This is a genomic window from Pseudoalteromonas sp. PPB1 (assembly GCF_015356275.1).
Lineage (GTDB): Bacteria > Pseudomonadota > Gammaproteobacteria > Enterobacterales > Alteromonadaceae > Pseudoalteromonas > Pseudoalteromonas rubra_D.
In genome coordinates this window covers 172,340-191,098 of record NZ_JACEQV010000007.1, presented here as the reverse complement: position 1 = coordinate 191,098, position 18,759 = coordinate 172,340, and the positions used below count along the sequence as shown (strand labels likewise).

The following is an 18,759-nucleotide window of genomic DNA, read 5'->3' as shown; positions in this document are numbered from 1 at the left end:
AATGGCGAATTACCCTGCTCAGGTTAAAATTGTCGAGGTCGGTGCACGTGATGGTCTGCAAAATGAGTCCAGTGTATCGACCGAAGCCAAAATCACGCTGGTCAATGCATTAGCAGAGGCCGGTTTGAAACACATCGAGGCTGGTGCATTTGTGTCACCCAAATGGGTGCCACAAATGGCAGATTCCAGTGACGTGATCCAGGGGTTTGTGCGCCGTGAAGGGGTGGAGATCAGCGCTCTCACACCCAACCTGAAAGGAGCGGAACTGGCACTTACCAATCAGGTCGACGAATTCGCGATTTTCACTGCGGCCAGTGAGGCCTTTACACAAAAAAACATCAACTGTTCGATTGAAGAAAGTATCGAGCGCTTCCGCCCGGTCGTTGAACTTGCGCAAAAAAACAACATCAAAGTCAGAGGCTATGTAAGCTGTGTGGTTGGCTGCCCGTATCAGGGAGAGGTCGAACCAGAACAGGTGCTCGAGGTGTGTAAACAATTATTGGCATTGGGCTGCTATGAGATTAGCCTGGGCGACACCATTGGCGTGGGAACTGCCAATCAGGTCAGGCAACTGCTCACTCTGTTGCTGTCACACATCCCGGCTGAGCGTCTTGCCGTGCACTTTCATGATACCTATGGCCAGGCATTAGCCAACATCCATACTGCACTAGAAATGGGCATTGCCACCATAGATTCGGCCGTCGCCGGCTTGGGTGGTTGTCCCTATGCTAAGGGCGCGTCAGGAAATGTTGCCACTGAGGATGTTGTTTACTTGCTGCAAGGACTTGGCATTGACAGTGGAATTGATTTAGAAAGACTGGCAAAAGCAGGCTGGCAGATTTGTGAGGCGCTTGATAAAGCACCAGTAAGCAAGGTGTCACTGGCGTTGAAAAACAGCTGTCAGTCATAACAACCGAGAACAACGAACAACTAGGAGTGGGCTAATGGCCGGTTTCGATAAAGTAGTTTCAAGCTATGAAGCAGCAATGGAGGGCCTCAAAGACGGCGATACCATTATTGCCGGTGGCTTTGGATTATGTGGTATTCCTGAGGGCTTGATTGCTGAAATTAAACGCAAACAAACTAAAGAACTGACTGTCGTATCTAATAACTGCGGCGTAGACGACTTTGGTCTGGGCATTTTGCTACACGACCGTCAGATCAAAAAAATCATCGCCTCTTATGTGGGCGAAAATGCCCTCTTTGAGCAACAGCTATTAGACGGTATTATCGACGTTGAGTTGACGCCTCAGGGCACGCTGGCAGAGAAGATGCGTGCCGGTGGTGCAGGTATCCCAGGTTTTTACACCGCAACGGGTTACGGTACACCGATTGCCGAGGGTAAAGAAGTTAAAGAATTTGATGGCCGCCCTTACATCCTGGAAGAGTCCATTACCGGTGAATTTGCTATCGTGAAAGCGTGGAAAGCAGATCGCTACGGTAACCTGGTATTCCGCCACACCGCCATGAACTTTAACCCTATGGCTGCAACAGCAGGTAAAATTACCGTTGCCGAGGTGGAAGAAATCGTAGAGCCGGGCGAGCTGGCGCCGAGTGAGATCCACACACCGGGGATCTATGTTAATCGCGTGATTCAGGGTAGCTTTGAAAAACGCATCGAACGTGTCACAACCCGTAAGTAAGGAGATCACCATGGCTTTAACTCGTGAACAAATTGCAATGCGCGTGGCGCAGGAGCTTCAGGACGGATACTACGTGAATCTGGGCATTGGCATCCCTACCCTGGTTGCTAACTACGTACCTCAGGGTATCGAAGTGATGCTGCAATCAGAAAACGGTCTTTTGGGTATGGGTCCTTACCCAACAGAGGACCAGGTTGACGCAGATATGATCAATGCGGGTAAAGAAACCGTGACAGCAGCCACAGGTGCGGCTATTTTTAATAGCGCCGAAAGCTTTGCCATGATCCGCGGTGGTCATGTAGACTTGACGGTACTGGGTGCATTTGAAGTGGATCAGAACGGCAATATTGCCTCGTGGATGATCCCGAAGAAATTAATCAAAGGCATGGGTGGGGCAATGGACTTAGTTGCAGGTGCACAGAACATCGTTGTTACCATGACTCATGCCAGCAAGCACGGCGATTCAAAGTTACTGGAGTCTTGCACTCTGCCGCTTACGGGCGTTAACTGTGTGAAGAAGATCGTCACGGATTTAGCCGTGCTTGAAGTGAAAGACGGTGCGTTCCATTTGCTAGAGCGCGCACCGGGTGTTAGTGTAGACGAAATTATCAGCAAAACGGCGGGTAAGCTTATTGTGAATGGCGACATTCCTGAAATGCAGTTTGCCAGCTAAACACACGCGGTCTGACACGAAAACACCAAACATGTACCGACCTCATTCCCAGTGCCAAAGGCGCTGAGTTACCCAAAATCCCTCGCAAGAGGGATTTTTTTTATCTTTTTCATTCGCATTGGTGTGAATTTATTCAGTTAAGCGCACATTCGTTTACTTTTATATTCTAACGCTTACACTAATAGACGAAGATCTTTCTGGGCAAGGTGGCCAGAGGACCTCGTTTTGGTTGGTTTATCTTAATTACATCGAAACGGCTTTTTTGATACTAAAAAGACGATCGTAATGGCAAGCAACAGGCAACCATTACCGCTGTAACTAACATAAGCCCATCGCATGCTGTTTGCATCAAAGCCGGGTATTCCTGCCTTGCCATTCACTTCTCAACCATGAGGTAACAATGGCAGACAATCACGACAAGTACAGTATTGATAATACTGACTACACAGTGGGCCAGGACAACGTCCAAAAATGGGGGTTTGATGTTCATAACCCGGTTTTTGGCGTCAGTGCCGGCCTGATTTTATTTTTTCTCATTGCAATTTTAGTGAGCGATGCCGAATCAGCGAAGGCAACACTGGACGGACTAAAGTGGAAAATTATCGGTGCGTTTGATGCTGTTTTCATGTGGTCTGGCAACTTTTTTGTCTTATTTTGTCTCGCACTGGTGCTGTCTCCTTACGGTAAAATCCGTCTTGGTGGCGATGCCGCTAAACCACAATATACCACCGTCTCCTGGCTGGCTATGCTGTTTGCCGCCGGTATGGGGATAGGATTAATGTTCTGGGGTGTGGCCGAGCCAGTAGCTTATTATACGGGCTGGTACAAAACCCCGCTCAATGTGGCCGCAAACACACCCGAAGCGGCAGAGCTTGCCATGGGTGCGACTATGTACCATTGGGGCTTACACCCCTGGGCTATCTATGCCGTTGTGGCGCTCTCGTTAGCCTTCTTCGCCTATAATAAAGGTCTCCCGCTGTCTATTCGCTCTATATTCTATCCGCTGCTGGGCGACAGAGCCTGGGGCTGGCCAGGTCATGTGATAGACATTCTGGCGGTGCTGGCGACTTTGTTTGGTCTGGCAACATCGCTCGGTTTGGGCGCGCAGCAGGCAAGCGCCGGGATCCAGCACGTATTCGGGATAGAGGCCGGCCTGGGCTTGCAAATCACTGTCATCGCCGGCGTCACTTTGCTGGCTATCATTTCGGTCGTGCGGGGCATTGAAGGAGGTGTCAAAGTACTCAGTAATACCAATATGCTGCTTGCCTTTGCCTTATTGCTGTTTGTTATGCTCGCCGGGTTTGCTGTTGCACTGGGTAACATCCCGACCACTATAATGGCTTATGCAGAGAATATCATTCCGCTGAGTAATCCGCACGGACGTGAAGATGAAGCCTGGTATCAAGGCTGGACGGTATTTTACTGGGCCTGGTGGATCTCCTGGTCTCCGTTTGTAGGTATGTTTATTGCCCGCGTTTCTGAAGGCCGGACTATTCGTGAATTTATCATCGCCGTATTGCTAATCCCAACACTGGTGACGACATTATGGATGTCGGTATACGGTGGTATCGCTATTGACCAAGTGATGTCTGGCGTTGGCTCACTGGGTGAAAATGGCCTGACCCAGGTACCACTGGCAATGTTTGAAATGTTTGAACAACTGCCACTGGGTGATGTCTTGTCGTTTGTCGCCATCGTACTGGTACTGGTGTTCTTTATCACCTCTTCAGATTCGGGCTCTCTGGTGATAGACAGTATTACGGCTGGCGGTAAGATTGACGCCCCAATTCCGCAACGCGTGTTCTGGGCAACAGTTGAAGGTGCCATTGCTGCTGCGCTATTGTGGATCGGCGGTACAGAGGCTATAGAAGCCCTGCAGGCTGGTGCAATCTCGACCGGCTTACCTTTCACTCTGGTGTTATTGTTGATGTGCCTGAGCCTGATCCTGGGCCTTCGCACGGAGCAAACTCAGTCCTGATCCTATATGACACCAGCGCAACACTTCAAAATGGCATGTTCAGTTACATGCCATTTTTGTTTCTGCCGTAACGTATGCTGACGAAGTGCCAGCAGCACTAAACTGAGCCACTACATCCATAGCGTTTTGATCTCTGTCTGTAATGTATAGTGATGCTGCAATTGCGCCTGCAATAGCTCAGCGGTTGCCAGTGCATCGCTGAGCGCATGATGCGCAATATAGTAAGGTAACCCATAACGTTTACGGCTATCAGCGAGGCGGATTGAGGGGATAGACTGGCGCTTAATTTGCTGCCACCAGGTTAACCGGTTGGTTTCAATACGATGCTCCAGTGCCATAGTATCAATCAAGGGAAATTCGATACCTTCACCCAGGCGCTGCATTAATGCCTGATTAAAGAACGGACGTTCAATGTGTCGATAATGAACCACAATCACTCTGCCTGCCAGGCTCACCAGTAATTCTTCAAGAATAGTATCCAGATCCGGCGCTTCGCGAACCTGAGAATGGGTAATTTGATGCACCACTACAGACTCTTCATGCAGCGGCGTTGCAGGCTTTAAGATCCAATGTTTAGCGTCACGACAATAGGCCCTGCGCGCATCAAAAGGCACCAAGCCGACGCTGACTATGTCATCAGTTTCATGGTTTAACCCGGTCGTCTCGAAGTCGAGCGCGACAAAACGCGCTTCAGACACTGGTGTGTCGGGTAACTGAACACCTGCGTTATAAAACGCACGCAACCTTTCATCATTACTTTGCCGAGCCAAATGCGCAAAACGGTTGGGCCAGGATAAAATATCGCCTTGTATCGCCATTACTTGAGTATCGCCTTGTTCTGATAACGTATTTTAAGATAGCTTTGGGCTTTATCCAGTACAGCAAAGGCTTCTTTGAGATTGCGCTGTTCAAACTCAGATAATCGTTTAGGCAAAATGTTATTGTCTGGTTGTTTTCCCTGTTCTATTTTTCTCGCCTGGTGACGAATGCGGATCGTGGCGATATACTCCAGCGCCGCCTCTAAATCTTCCACCTTACCAGGTGGTAATAGCTGAGCTTCTTTAATGTCTTCCAGTCGTTCAAACGAGTTCTGTTTGCGCGAACCGATAGCCAGAGCATGTACACGTACCAGATCAGATAGAGGTGCGGTACCACGTCGTTTGATGTTCAGCGAGTGCTTATGTTCACCATCTTGTTCCAGCACAAAGTCTTTAAAAAAACCAAGCGGTGGCGTTCTGCGCAGCGCATTGTTTGCCATCGCGGCAAGAAAGCGAGGGGCGATTTTCGCTTTTTTAGCCACCAGCTCACTGAGTCGGCTGGCTAATTGAGTACATCCATAGACCCCATCGAGATCAAAAAATATCGAGCTGTGTAATAACGCCTCAGGCTTCGGGTTATCCACCCAGTCTTCAAACTGTGCTTGCCATTCACTAGCCCGTAACCGCCACTGCGGGTTGGTGGCCATAATGCCCCCATCGCAAAGCTTATAGCCACATTGCGCAAGGCCATCACAAACAAACTTAGCGAGCGCGGCAAAATAACCATCATGCTTATCCGGCTCAAAAGTATCATCGAGGATCAGGGCATTGTCCTGATCCGTGACAATCAACTGCTCATCACGCGCCATCGATCCGAGCGCGATAAAACAATAAGGTACAGGCGGTGTGCCCAGCTCGTCCTCTGCCAGTTCCAGTAACCGTTGCTTTATAGTGCGGCCAATCACGGACATTGCCGTTCCAACCATGTGTGAATTGGCGTCTTCATTTACCAGGCGCACAAAGACACTGGCCAGCGACTGTGCATAATGTGCCAGATCCTCAACACTTTGCTGTTCCATAATTCCTTTGACAAACAGTAAGCTACTTTGTGATTCATAACGCAATATATCCGATAGTGCTATCACGCCAATGGGACGGCGTTTATGGACCACAGGTAAATGATGCAGATTATCTCTGAGCATCATCATCATGGCCTCAAACACATAGGCATTGGAATCTACTATTGTGAGCTCACGGGTCATAATAGCGGCAACAGGCTGGTTGGTATCTAAGCCCTCAGCCACCACTTTAATGCGTAAGTCTTTGTCACTCAGGATCCCCACAATTTGTCCGTCATCATCTTCCGGATCGTCACTAACAGGCTTACTGGGGTCGAAGATCAGCAGTGCTGATACTTGCTCCTCAGTCATCAGCCTCGCCGCATCACGAATTGAGCGTGACAACTCAACCGACACTAACTCTCTGAGTAATAATGTTTTTACTTTGGCGGTAGTCAGATCATTATTGTCGGCCTGCTCGGAGACAGCCTGGATCAATCCACCGCTATCGTCCGCTTCAAAAAAGTCGGCAAAGGCCTCATGCTCATCACAAAATGCCTCAAATAACCCCACAGGGATGCAATAAACCAGGGTATCTTCTAACGCCATTACCGGAAAACGGACTTTGCGGTTTGTTAACAAGCCTCGCTGACCAAACAAACCGCCTTCAGAAATTCGATTATATAACTCGCCATTGCGGCGGTATACCTCAACTGACCCAGCCCGCACCACATACAGGTTAGAGATGGATTCCCCGTAATGCAGAATTTCGCTGCCTGCACGGTAGTACCCTACCTCGACCTCGCTGGCAAGCTGTTGCAATGCGCGCTTGGTGAGCGCATTAAATGGCGGATGTGCAGACAAAAACTGCATGATCTCAAAGTGCTCGATTTGCATAATGACTTTTTTGTGACGCTAATAATCATTATTGTGGGTAATTGCCTGATTGAACGCAAGGCAGTTCATTGCGCATCACGTAAATTCTGTCACACGAATTTTTTAAAGTGTGACTTGTAATACTGGGGGTATGCCATCATATACACAAGGTGCTTTGGAAGCTGACCATACTGCAACTAAATCTATGATAAACCGTCTTGTTGAAGGAAATGGATCCCACAGGGCGCTGTAGGTAAAAGTAAGCAAGTATAAACAGTCCACCTGTCAAAACTAATCCCGGTTTAAGTGGGCTGCACACAATGAGTTGAGTATAAGCTTGAGGTTAAGATGAAACGAATCGTGCTATTTTTGATCACCAACCTGGCAGTCATGCTAGTGCTGGGGATTGTCCTGTCTATCGTCATGTCTGCGTTAGGTCTGTCTAACCGCAGTTACGGCGGTATGTTACTTATTGCCGGTGTATTCGGTTTTGGTGGCGCCTTCATTTCGCTGTTTATGTCGAAATGGATTGCCAAAAAATCAACGGGTGCCTACGTCATTGAGCAACCGCGCAATGAAAGTGAGCACTGGCTGGTGCAAACCGTTGCCAATCAGGCAAAGCAAGCAGGTATTGCAATGCCTGAAGTTGCCATTTACGACAGCCCTGAAATCAATGCGTTCGCAACAGGTCCTAGTAAAAACAACAGTCTGGTAGCGGTTAGTACTGGACTACTTCACAACATGACTCAGGATGAAGCTGAAGCAGTGCTGGCTCATGAAGTATGCCACGTTGCTAACGGTGATATGGTCACGCTGACCCTAATCCAGGGTGTCGTGAATACCTTTGTGATTTTCATCGCCAAAGTGCTGGCGAACTTAGTGGATGGCTTTCTCAATGGCGACGAGGAAAACAATGGCGTAAGCTGGACTTACATCATTTTTGATATGATTTTCCAGATCCTGTTCGGTATTTTGGCATCAGTGATCGTTGCCTACTTCAGCCGTCAGCGAGAGTTTGCTGCTGACAAAGGCGCGGCAGAACTGGTCGGCGCACACAAAATGCGTGCGGCACTGGAACGTTTGCGCAACAACCATGAGTCACAACTTGAAGGTTCTATGATGGCCTTTGGTATCGCCTCAGGTAAGAGTTTGTCGGAGATGTTTGCTTCTCACCCACCACTGGAGCAACGTATTCAGGCGCTGCGCTAAACAGCAGGCTGAGAAAGAAAAAGGCTTCGCAGTGCGAAGCCTTTTTTGTATAAGTGCCATTTCGACTAACGATTCAGATAACCGACAAGCTACTTTTCAATCCAGGGAGTCACCGTCACGACTTCACTTAGCGTGTTAAAGCGCGCAGTATCATTTTCCCAGTCATCGGTTACCTTGAACTGACAAACCTGCTTTTCACAGGTCACGCCGGGTGCCGACAAGTTTGGCTCACTGGCAAATGTTACCTTCACCCCCTGTTGCTCAGGTAACAAAAAGCCCATTAGCTTGCTGACAAAAAAGCCTGACAAGTCAGACAGTAGCTCGTCAAACTCATGATGCAACTGATATAAGCGCTGCTTGGTCAGATGCGTATTCGTGAAGTACGCGGACTCAATCTGAAATTTAATCTGACAGTCATGTTGTGGATCCAATGGTTCAACAACAATAACCGCTTTATCTTTATCGAGTTTTTCACTAAAGGGCAGCAACAATTGTGCTTCTTGCGTATAGTTGAGCGGCTGTTCACTGGTTTCAGTGACAATTTTTCCTGACTTAATCCCGCACGGGGCCAAAGTCGCAATGTCTACCAGATAAAAATTTACCCGGGCAAATTCAAACTCACCCTTTTCAATCACCTTGAGGCGGTCATAAAACCCGTCATACGAAACCACAAACTCTTCTTGTGCCTGTACGTCAGTGGCAACACTTGCCAGTCCCAGCAGCAGTGCCAGTAAATTACTCTTCATCAAAATAAGCCTTGTTGTGTCTTATCATATCGTTAAGTTCTTCAATATAATGCACGCCCCGCTCTGAATATGACAAGAGTCCTGCGGTCAATGCCGTTGCTTCTATCGGCTTTTTTTGCTCGCGTAGCTGAGCACGAGTGGCCCTCAGTTCCTTATACGCATCGTGCGTATTGATATTTCTGAAATAAGATTTGACCGATGCCCGAACCGACTGGAACGCAGCCACTTCGTGTACGGCTTCGTCACTACGGCGTTTTGGGATCATGCCGCACCCTTTTCGATAACACCACTGACCAAAAAAGTTTAGCCCAATACGTGCAAATCGTGACGTGCCCCAGGCAGACTCATTAGCCGCCTGCATTAGCGCCAGCTCTTTAGGGATAATATCCACCCGCGTTAACGCCCGTTTAAGGTTCTCTATGGAAATGGTGTCATCTTCTATTCTGTAGAGTTCAAACACCTGATCAATCCTTTGCTGCTGAATGTCACTGAGCGGCTCTTCAAACTGCAGCATCATCAACGCAATTTCTATGCTTGCACGTTGTTGCAAGATCAGCTCATTCTCCGCTTCAACATGAGGCTTAATAAAATCGAAGAACTGTTTCTTCTTGGTGGCAATATCACGGATTTTCCCAAACTCTGGTAGCTTCACCGAATGTAATGGCTGTTCCACTTCCTTAACCTGCGGCTCAGTCACAACGACTTCCGGCTCGGGCTCAGGCTGTGGGGGGGCTGGGGGTTTGACAATAAATGGATACAAAATCGCGAATATTGAAATCGCGGCAATAATAAACTTCACTAGTAAACGCATGATTCTCCTCACACTAGTACCAACTACCAACTCAAAGTGTCGAAAAAACACTATGATATAGGCATGACTACGCAGGTTTTCTGAAAATCCCTAACAGAATATCCCTGCTGTACTTTGCTCTTTCATTTTCAAATTAGCGAACAATGATACCAAAATTTACCACTAAACGCGAATTTCTGCATTTTATCGTGGCCACCACTACCTGGTGGACACAAACTCACCTAGTGCTTTGATTACTTTTTCTTTTATCCCGACATGTTCAGTGGATATACTGAGCACAGTAGCGCATTGAATAAAGGACACTTATGAGTCAGTCACCCTGGCAACAAAGACAGCTGGATCAGAAAAAATACCGCCCTAATGACAACCGCTCAGCCTGGCAGACAGATCGCTCCCGGATCATTCATGCCGCGGCATTCAGGCGCCTGCAGTCAAAAACACAGATTATGAGTATCGGCGTCAATGACTTTTACCGCACCCGCCTGACTCACTCACTCGAAGTCTCTCAGATAGGTACAGGGTTGCTTCGCCATCTCAGAAATCAGCACCCCGAGTTTGCCTGGCTTCCCTCCTCCAGCCTGATGGAAACCATCTGCCTTGCACATGATATTGGCCACCCACCTTTTGGTCACGGCGGAGAAATCGCGCTGAATTATCTATTGCGCGATCATGGCGGCTTTGAAGGCAATGCACAAACTCTACGGATTGTGACTAAATTAGAGCCCTACTCCAAAGGGTATGGTATGAATCTGACCCGCCGAACTTTACTCGGGTTTATAAAATATCCGGCAGTGATCGATGAGCTATGTCTTAGCATGCCACAGCCCGATCCCAGTCAACGCTTTATCTATACCCAACAATGGCTACCAGCCAAAGGCATTTATCAGTGTGACAAAGACGTACTGGATTGGATCCTCTTACCCTTCAATGAAGACGATCGAACTTTGCTGCAAAGCCATGTACCAGTCAATGAATTTAAAGCCAAGACTCGCTTCAAATCGCTCGATAGCGCCATCATGGAATACGCCGATGATTTCGCCTATGCGGTGCATGATCTGGAAGATGCAATTGCCACCGAGACCCTGAGCGAGCGAGAGTGGCAACGATACGCCCTGCCTGAGTTGCAAAAAATCAATTCCCCATGGCTGGATGAGCATCTCGACAGCATCAGTGAACGACTATTCTCGCACGATGAATCGCTACGCAAAGATGTGATTGGCGAGCTGGTGAATTTGTTTATCGTCAACTGCGAACTGACTATTCAGGATACTGAATTCAGCGATCCGCTGTTGCGTCATACCGTGAAGCTCTCAGACGAATTTGAAGCTATTCTGGGAGTACTCAAACACTTTGTGTTTTCTCGCCTTATACGCGACCCCAAAATGCAACAAATTGAATTCAGCGGCCAAAACATGTTGATTGATTTATTTGGTGCATTCCAGAGCGATCCGTTGCGATTACTGCCCTATACAACCCAGGCGCATTTCACTCAAGCCTCCGATGAAAGAGCGCAAATGCGTGTACTGGCCGACTATCTTTCCGGCATGACAGATGAGTATGCAAGACGTTGTTATCAGCGTTTGTTCGGTAACACCGGTATGCAATCCCCAATAAAAAGCGGCCCATCTATGTGAGCCGCTTCGCAAAGAAAAAACCAAACTGTTGAAAAATTCAAACGTCTACTCTGGATAAAATATCCGCTGATATAGCGCGGGATCTTTTATACCCAAACCAGAAATATATTCATTTATCTCAATAGTCCGCTTATTACTCAGTTTCTGTACCGCACAGCGTTTCATCATTAACTGATGTAGCTCCATTTGCGCTTTCGCAAAATGGTTTTCTGCACTGGCCAGCGCATCAAGAGACGCTTTTTCCGCTCCTTTGATCCGTGCAATCCCGGCACGTAAACAGTATCCATATCCTCTTGCTGAATGTGCTATCTCTTTCAGCAGGCCCTTTGCATCCCGTTCTGCAACTTTAAGCATTTTGGATGCCATCGACGGGTCGTGTTGTGCGCGAGCAAGTGCCACTCTGCCATGCAAGAACAAGTAGTCCGTCCTGACAGAAATCGAGCCAAATAAGCCGGCACGCTTTGCCTGACGAAGATCTTCACGCAATTTCACCCAAGTATCCTCGATGTTCCCCGTCATCAGACCAATTTGAATTAAGGCTTTCGATGCAACCCAATGCTGATAGGTAAACTCGGCAAGCGGCCATGACGCTATCGCGTCATTGATAATGCCCCTGCCTTGCTCCATCTCACCATTAGCGGCATGATAAACACCCATAAACATATTCAGCTCAACCAAAGAGAAATGGTCTCCCCGAGATTTTGCATCCAGGATCCATTGTGGCACCAACTCACCGATCTTGTGTACACGACCCATTAACCAAAAAATATGTGTCGCCGTTGTTCGCGCTATCACAGCGTTGTTCTGCGCATCGAAAATTTTGGTAGAAAACTGCTCCTCGGCATGCATTATCATTTCGATACTTGCCTGGTATTCACTCTGGATTGAAAGAGACACTCCCTCTAGGAGAGTTCGGTGCATTTTATACTCGGGTTCTGTGAGGCTCTCTCCCAACTGACTGGCCTGCTCGAAAATCCGCGAGCTAATCTTCTTATGTCTTGCCGTACCGCCATAAGACAGGGCAAATGCGTAGATATTTAACCCTTGAACCGTCCGTTTCAAATCCTTTTTATTAATGGCCAAACGCAAGCTCAGTAATGAAAAGTACAATCCCCTGATAGGATCCCAGTTGCTTAAAGAGTTCGCCACAGAAAAGACCAGCTCTATTTTCGGATCTGAGACTTCAGCGCTTAATTTCTCCTTTTTAAGCCACCTGCGCCTAACTTCAAGTACCACGATACTCCAGATTATCCGAAGCATCGCTGTTTTTGTCGAACCCGGATAAGGTAATCGCCATTTTTTTAATAGCGGTTTGAAGAGATCTTCACCCTTTTCAATGTGACCACCATACATAAACTGACTGGCGGCCATGCCATTTAATCGGGCCCGTTCTGAGTCGCAGAGACCGTCTGTTTTTGCCAGTTCAGCAAAAAGTTCTGCAGCCTGAACCCCATAGCCGCCCCTGGATAAAGCGATGGCTCTTCGCTCAGTTAACCCATACGCTTCTGCCTGCCTGCTATCTGGCAACCAGGAAATCACCTGATGACAGATGTCTGCCTCCCGACCAAAAGCCAACGCCAGTTCAGCTTCGTCGGCAGCATGTATCATGCAATCAATAGCGCGTTGTGTTTGGCCAGACTGGTAAAACAGTTGTCCCAAAAACGCATTATCCGATTTACAATCTTCAGCTAATGCCGCAGCCAATTTGCCTGCTCTGACCCTCAAAAGCGCACTACACTCGATCGACAATATTGATTCTCGAATTTGATCGTGGAAGCACTGTACATGGCCTCCAGCTTGCACGACTAAAAGTCGCTGAGCGCGCAAACAGGTAAAGGTAAAATCATCAATATGGATATCACCTACAATGGAGAGGATCGTATCTGCCTTTACAGGTTGGCCCGCAATGGCAACGAAACTTAGGATTTCTCTCGACTCGGGAGACAACTCATTGAGTCGCAGCTGTATGATCGCATGGCCATCTATCTCATCCATGTCAGATTGCAGGCCAAAATGAAGTAACTGCTCCATTAAAAAAGGGACACCTCTACTGATTCGCACAATATCATGCGCACTGTCAGACTTAGCAGCCTGACTATCCTCAAGTAAAGCCTCCAGCATTTCAGTACTTTGGATTGGTGTTAGTGGATTTACCGTGATGCTCTCGAATGTGACAGGGCAGTCTGGTGCGTGCTGAAACCGTTCGAGCACAGCAGCAAATCGATTCTCTTCTGAAACTTCGGTACGCTTACTCAGAATAATAAACGGACACTTTTCAGGTAAATACTCTAAAAAGCTGACCAGCAATTGTGCACTATCTTCATCACCCCATTGAATATCATCCAGGAACAAAATGACTTGCTGCTTATTCACCAACAAGGACAAGCTATTTGCCAGTGCTTTCATTGCCAGCGCACGACAATGCATCGCATCCATATTGGGATCGCACTTTCCATGCGAAACAAATCCACGCAGCACAGGAAATAAAATCGCCAAATACTGAAAACCATCGACAATATATCTGCACCGTATCTGAGGAGGGACTGCACTCAGGTATTGCGCAAAATCATCAATCAACATGTCCAACGCTTTGAATGGCACTGTTTCTCGCTCATGACATCGCCCTCGCAATACCACAACGTTGTCTAATGAACTTAGAAACTGCTCTACCAGGCTCGTTTTTCCTATACCTGGAGATCCCTCCACGCATATTAGCTGGTGCTGCCCTCCGGTGTGTGTACAAAACGCCTCATTCAGCATCTCCAGGTCTTTTTCACGGCCTACAAAAACTCTGGTCTCATCGGATACATCCGTCGTTGCTAAAAAGGCATCATTGGCATCAAACGCCGCCAGTACCTCTTTTCCTGTCGGTCGGTCGTGCGGATCGGGTGATAAAGCTCTGGCGAGGATAGCAATCAACGCCTTATGCAGGTGTTGATGCAGGATCGTAGAAACCTGCTTCTCAAACATTCCTTTGTCATCTGGTAAGATAACCAGCTCTTTGGCGCTCCGCCCTGTCACCAGTTCAAGTATCACCACCGCAAAGCTATACCAGTCACTTGCCGCTGTCTGTACTTGCTCTGATAAACACTCAGGTGCCATGTACTTTGGCGTCCCCAACTGTTGCAGCGGTGTGTGGCCCCGTTGCGCGGTTTTCAACTGGGAAACACCGAAATCAAGCAGTTTCAGCTCACCACCTGAGGTGAGAATAATGTTGTTTGGCTTAATATCTAAGTGCAGTACACCCCCACCATGCAAGGCACATATAGCTCTGGCAAGTTGATGGGCAAGACTCAACACATCGAGCCTGAGTGGCGCAATATAGTCCTGTCTCGCAGGTGCACTGGGTATTGGTGAGTCAGTCGCAGACAAAGTACGCGTGGCCACTATGGTGTCAAGCATAGTATCGCTGTGACTTTGCGCGACAAAATGGCTGAGCAAGGAGCCTCTGATAAGCTCCATAACGATATAACACGCCCCTTCTATAAAGGTGAGGCCAAACAGACTCACTAAGTTTGGATGTGCTATCTGCGCGACTTGTCGATACTCCAGCTTGAACCGATAAAGCGACACAGGCTCAGTGCCCTGGATGGTTTTCAAGGCAACGAATCGATTGTTTGCCTCATCCCAGGCTTCATATACCACCCCCATCCCGCCGCGGCCTAATATGCCTCGAATGACATAATCGCCAATACGGGATGGGTAGTTTACTGTTTGTTTGGAAAACACTGACAAGGTTACGACTCGCGGTTTTGTCCAAATAAACGCTTCAGGAAATCAACCTGGCGCGGATCGTCGCTGGTGAATCCATCCAGAATAGCCTGATACGCCTGCGGCGATACGCGAGCCACTTCAGCCAGCACATCAACAGCTATCTCATCATTGCTGTTAAACAACTGTGCTGCCCGTAACTTCAGCTGGGTGCCAATGCCGCCCTTGAGCTCACATTGCCTGGTTTCATCACCGAGTATGGCTGATATCAAACTGTCAATCTGGCTGTCGGAAATGACATGCAAAGCAGTCCCCAACTCTAAGAACGCCTCAATACCTCGGACAAATACGTAAGCGAGTGTTTTCACTTCATTCCAGCTTTTGCTGTAAGAAGACATAGGATCAGGCTTTGGTACTTCAAACCCGGCGCCCTGGATCCGCTGCTGTGCCGCATATTGGCCTGCATACAAGCCACCGTTCATATAACCCAGGTCGAGTCGATTATCTGAGTACTGTGAAATGGGTACTATCCCAGCTTTTTCAGGCTGGCTGGACGCAAAAGCGAGAGTCGTATTCGGACTCTGATTATCTGCCTTTTCAGACTTCCCTTTCGAGTCTTTATCAACGTCTTTAGGGTTTATAAACGCCATAGCATTCGGCGTTTCTGGGTGCAGGTTACGTGCCACCTCAGAGGAGGTAAAATAGATAAGGTCTCGCCATGGCGTATTTGCAAAAGCCATCGCCGACTTGCCATCTTGCACAGGCTCAGTCAGGACGCCAGGCGCGAATACCGTATTTGGTCCGCCTCCTATAAATGCGCCTTTTTCAAAACCACTTTTGTCTGTTTGTTTGGCCCACAGATTAGCCGTGATGGCAATAGGTTCCATTGCGGGTTCATAATCATATTTACCGGTGAACAGATAACTAATGTGTTTAGTCAAAAAGCGCTTTAACGCCTCGTCCGGGTCACTGCCAGATTTAGCGATAGACGCTTCCAACTCAGTAATTTGATCGCCAATGGTAAAGGTCATTAAACAAGGTCTTGGCTGACCATTCGCATCACAGGCTGTATTGTCCATGGTCCACAAAACCGGATATGACGCACCACCTGAGTAGCCCTGCCACCCGGTACCATCTATGTCATTCCACCAACTGGTCTCATAGAATACTTGTGCCTTCAAAGTTCTGCCCATCTTTTGATTCATGAGTACTTTGTAGGACTCGTCTAAATCTGCTGGCCACTGAATTTTGTTTGCTGTATGAGGTGATACAGCCACAATAAGCTTTTTCGCGCGATGGACGACTCCATCAGACAGGGTCAAACAAACCGGAAATTCAGCCTGCTCATCCACCGAAACAGATTCAATCACCTGCTCATAGTGAATGCTATCCTTGAAATCTTTGCTCATAAATTCCAGGACTTTTCCGAATCCACATCGCAACCAGTATTGCTGGGGGCCGTTTTTCGCATCGTTGACTTCATTGAAAAATCCGCCGTTACACGCACAATACCAGAAGAAATATAACGCTGATATTTCGCTTGGATTAACTGATAGCAGGGCCTGAGCCGCGATGGTTATGGAATCAAGCGCCGTTGGTGTCATATAACCACGGCGTGGTTTTTCATGCAGCCATTGCTCGAGTGTAATGGAGTCTAATTGTTTAGCAGTATATAACCCCTTGAAGTCTGACGCCCAGGGCTGGTCCACGTTGATACATGATTCAATATACAGGATATCAAGTGACACCAGGCCTATCGCGGCAACACTGCGTTTGCCGATACCGCTGGGTAACCCGGTAATACAATATGGCGTCTGGAACTTATTGAACGGAAACCGCTTTGGCTCGTTGTTCTCATCTCTGAGAATTAACACTTGCTCTGGAAAATCAAGTCTCTCAGCAAAGTTGTCTACAATATAGGGAGGTAACGTATCCTCATTGTACTCTGTGTCCGGAGTATCCGGATGTACATAATCAGGATAGTGTGTTTTCAGCCAGGTATAAAACGGTTCCCCTTTAACCACAGACCATAAAGGCTCCTGCGACTCGCCGATATATTGAGAGCCGTGTTCATATTCCACGCCGGGAGTATCAAGGTGCTGCGTGATTTTAAAACTGAAGTTTCGCCCGCCGAGCCGATTACTTGCCTCGAGAATCGCAAAATCTTGCTGGTTTTTCTGTAGCTCGGCTGCCGCCGCTAAGCCGGTAAATCCTGCACCGATAATAATGGTATCTTTGTTCATGTACGTCTCCCTCTCTTGAAATTGACTGCCAGTGAAACAGACAGCGACTAGTAAGATTTAGGTTAATATTCGCCTTATAAGCGATAGTATAACAACCTTAACAGTGAACAAAATATCTTATAAAGCAAAGGCTTGAGCAACACCAAATGTATTGAATGATTTTCATCATTATTCTGGTTTAGTCTATAAATTGGTAGAAATGCAATAATTGGATGAGTTTTATCATTAAAAATATTCAAGTTTATTTAGCGTGTGTTGAAGGATCATTAAATAGAAACTAACTTCAGGAAGGAGTACGGGCCCAGAACAGGCCTCGTACTGTACGACATATGGCAGTTAATCTGACAGACCAGACACAGGCGTGTTGCCCACCACCATCTCTGTCACGGGCATGCTCTGGCGCAGTGCCACAGTATTCGCCGCGGTATTACCCAGGAACACGGTTTGCGCCCCTTTCGTGAAACTATCGTTGTGGATGCACTGAGGACGAATAGCGAGCGCACTCCCATCGTTTGGTACCTCAAACACAGTGAAGTGGTATTGCTCATTGGTGACGGTGCGATAATAGCCATCTTCGTGACTGCAATTGAGCCTGCGACCTAGCAATATTCTGGAAACTGTCGGTTCTTTAAAGGCCGGGTCGATGCCTGTCGCCGGAAGCCAGATATGGGGGAAAGGATGATGCTCGACAAACAAGCCTCCACCTTTAGTTGGGCTAAACTCATACTCTGTCACATACTCAGGTAGTTTCTGATCGTACTGAATGCCCCACAAATCCTGCGTGAAGCCTAAGTCAAACTGCTCGCCCGGCTGAAGTAACGTTCCACCATAGTAAGCGAGCGTCTCAAGGTAATTGCATTGCTCTTGTTCAGTTGAGCCAAATCGCAACAATGGAAATGTAAGCGATACCGGCTCGCCGGCACATTCAGAGTTGAGTATAAGCTGGCCTGTACTACCAAACACGTTAGAGGCGCCGTCCAGGCCAGCGATCCCCGCACCGTCCGTCGCAGCAGTCCAAAAACCACTTACCGCCAACGCATTGTCGGCCCCTGGCGGCTTACCGGTGCGCACATCGTGAAGCTGGTTAAGACGCGTGATGAGATCCCCCTCTGGGTTAAGTGGTGCCCTGTCGCTTTGAATCACTTGGTTCGCTGCATTTGGATCAAGGTGAACAATTGTGCCTGTCCGAATTGGGCCAAACAATCCGGTCGTAGTTTGCAATAGGTGTGTGCCTACTTTACGGTCAAGCACTGCCCCGTTTAAAAACTCAAAGTTGTTATCCAAATCAGCATCGGACACACCTTGAGTAACATATTGCCAGCGCGGCTCTTTCATCTGCTGAGCCCGATACTCAGCCAGCGTTTCCCCTCCAAACCCCATGACCCTTTTAATTGTAACATGTGACATGTTTGTGCTCCT

At 47.9% G+C, this 18,759-nt stretch carries 13 protein-coding genes; 6 read left to right on the top strand and 7 right to left on the bottom strand.

Features of this window, described 5'->3' with window-relative positions:
* Position 1: 1 nt before the first annotated feature.
* The 4 genes from IY568_RS09495 (at position 2) to IY568_RS09480 (ending at position 4,294) form a co-directional block, all read left to right on the top strand.
* Positions 2-910 carry a hydroxymethylglutaryl-CoA lyase gene (locus tag IY568_RS09495; RefSeq protein ID WP_058795634.1) on the top strand — a complete coding sequence of 303 codons (909 nt, stop codon included), beginning with the start codon at positions 2-4 and terminating at the stop codon, positions 908-910.
* A 34-nt stretch (positions 911-944) separates the two neighbouring features.
* Positions 945-1,643 (top strand): CoA transferase subunit A, encoded by a 699-nt coding sequence (locus IY568_RS09490; RefSeq protein WP_010381521.1) that lies wholly within the window; start codon positions 945-947, stop codon positions 1,641-1,643.
* A gap of 10 nt (positions 1,644-1,653) precedes the next feature.
* The gene (locus IY568_RS09485) at positions 1,654-2,316 is read left to right on the top strand and encodes a CoA transferase subunit B (RefSeq protein WP_010381523.1); all 663 of its coding nucleotides are present in this window, start codon (positions 1,654-1,656) and stop codon (positions 2,314-2,316) included.
* A gap of 400 nt (positions 2,317-2,716) precedes the next feature.
* Positions 2,717-4,294, top strand: coding sequence for a BCCT family transporter (locus IY568_RS09480; protein WP_194867415.1), 1,578 nt, complete (start codon positions 2,717-2,719; stop codon positions 4,292-4,294).
* Between the two features lie 110 nt (positions 4,295-4,404).
* Here the strand turns inward: IY568_RS09480 and IY568_RS09475 are convergent, their stop codons facing one another.
* Entirely contained in the window at positions 4,405-5,112 is a 708-nt protein-coding gene (locus IY568_RS09475; RefSeq protein WP_125564248.1) for a 3'-5' exonuclease, read from the bottom strand.
* Positions 5,112-7,007 carry a DUF294 nucleotidyltransferase-like domain-containing protein gene (locus tag IY568_RS09470; RefSeq protein ID WP_125564246.1) on the bottom strand — a complete coding sequence of 632 codons (1,896 nt, stop codon included), beginning with the start codon at positions 7,005-7,007 and terminating at the stop codon, positions 5,112-5,114. The genes IY568_RS09475 and IY568_RS09470 overlap by 1 nt, the downstream gene beginning before the upstream one ends.
* Before the next feature lie 327 nt (positions 7,008-7,334).
* On the opposite strand from IY568_RS09470, the gene htpX reads away from it, so the two are divergent.
* On the top strand, positions 7,335-8,195 hold the full coding sequence (gene htpX, locus IY568_RS09465; protein ID WP_125564244.1) for a protease HtpX: 861 nt from the start codon (positions 7,335-7,337) through the stop codon (positions 8,193-8,195).
* Between the two features lie 89 nt (positions 8,196-8,284).
* On the opposite strand, the gene IY568_RS09460 is transcribed toward htpX, so the two are convergent.
* Together IY568_RS09460 and IY568_RS09455 are read right to left on the bottom strand one after the other, a co-directional pair.
* On the bottom strand, positions 8,285-8,941 hold the full coding sequence (locus tag IY568_RS09460) for a DUF2987 domain-containing protein (RefSeq protein WP_125564243.1): 657 nt from the start codon (positions 8,939-8,941) through the stop codon (positions 8,285-8,287).
* Positions 8,931-9,752, bottom strand: coding sequence for a glucosaminidase domain-containing protein (locus tag IY568_RS09455; protein WP_228553241.1), 822 nt, complete (start codon positions 9,750-9,752; stop codon positions 8,931-8,933). Before IY568_RS09455 ends, IY568_RS09460 begins: the two co-directional genes overlap by 11 nt.
* 305 nt (positions 9,753-10,057) lie before the next feature.
* Here IY568_RS09455 and IY568_RS09450 point away from each other — a divergent pair, with 305 nt between their 5' ends.
* The gene (locus IY568_RS09450; RefSeq protein ID WP_125564241.1) at positions 10,058-11,386 is read left to right on the top strand and encodes an anti-phage deoxyguanosine triphosphatase; all 1,329 of its coding nucleotides are present in this window, start codon (positions 10,058-10,060) and stop codon (positions 11,384-11,386) included.
* A 45-nt stretch (positions 11,387-11,431) separates the two neighbouring features.
* On the opposite strand, the gene IY568_RS09445 is transcribed toward IY568_RS09450, so the two are convergent.
* From IY568_RS09445 to IY568_RS09435, 3 genes are all read right to left on the bottom strand, one after another.
* Entirely contained in the window at positions 11,432-15,115 is a 3,684-nt protein-coding gene (locus IY568_RS09445) for a serine/threonine-protein kinase PknK (RefSeq protein ID WP_194867414.1), read from the bottom strand.
* Between the two features lie 8 nt (positions 15,116-15,123).
* Complete coding sequence (locus tag IY568_RS09440; RefSeq protein ID WP_194867413.1) at positions 15,124-17,340, bottom strand: flavin monoamine oxidase family protein; 2,217 nt, start codon at positions 17,338-17,340, stop codon at positions 15,124-15,126.
* A 336-nt stretch (positions 17,341-17,676) separates the two neighbouring features.
* The gene (locus IY568_RS09435) at positions 17,677-18,747 is read right to left on the bottom strand and encodes a hypothetical protein (protein ID WP_194867412.1); all 1,071 of its coding nucleotides are present in this window, start codon (positions 18,745-18,747) and stop codon (positions 17,677-17,679) included.
* Positions 18,748-18,759 lie beyond the last annotated feature (12 nt).

Bases quoted from the DNA above. Each gene is read 5' to 3' on its own strand.
- IY568_RS09495 (WP_058795634.1), top strand. From the start codon at position 2: ATGGCGAATTACCCTGCTCAGGTTAAAATTGTCGAGGTCGGTGCACGT.
- IY568_RS09490 (WP_010381521.1), top strand. From the start codon at position 945: ATGGCCGGTTTCGATAAAGTAGTTTCAAGCTATGAAGCAGCAATGGAG.
- IY568_RS09485 (WP_010381523.1), top strand. From the start codon at position 1,654: ATGGCTTTAACTCGTGAACAAATTGCAATGCGCGTGGCGCAGGAGCTT.
- IY568_RS09480 (WP_194867415.1), top strand. From the start codon at position 2,717: ATGGCAGACAATCACGACAAGTACAGTATTGATAATACTGACTACACA.
- IY568_RS09475 (WP_125564248.1), bottom strand. From the start codon at position 5,112: ATGGCGATACAAGGCGATATTTTATCCTGGCCCAACCGTTTTGCGCAT.
- IY568_RS09470 (WP_125564246.1), bottom strand. From the start codon at position 7,007: ATGCAAATCGAGCACTTTGAGATCATGCAGTTTTTGTCTGCACATCCG.
- htpX (WP_125564244.1), top strand. From the start codon at position 7,335: ATGAAACGAATCGTGCTATTTTTGATCACCAACCTGGCAGTCATGCTA.
- IY568_RS09460 (WP_125564243.1), bottom strand. From the start codon at position 8,941: ATGAAGAGTAATTTACTGGCACTGCTGCTGGGACTGGCAAGTGTTGCC.
- IY568_RS09455 (WP_228553241.1), bottom strand. From the start codon at position 9,752: ATGCGTTTACTAGTGAAGTTTATTATTGCCGCGATTTCAATATTCGCG.
- IY568_RS09450 (WP_125564241.1), top strand. From the start codon at position 10,058: ATGAGTCAGTCACCCTGGCAACAAAGACAGCTGGATCAGAAAAAATAC.
- IY568_RS09440 (WP_194867413.1), bottom strand. From the start codon at position 17,340: ATGAACAAAGATACCATTATTATCGGTGCAGGATTTACCGGCTTAGCG.
- IY568_RS09435 (WP_194867412.1), bottom strand. From the start codon at position 18,747: ATGTCACATGTTACAATTAAAAGGGTCATGGGGTTTGGAGGGGAAACG.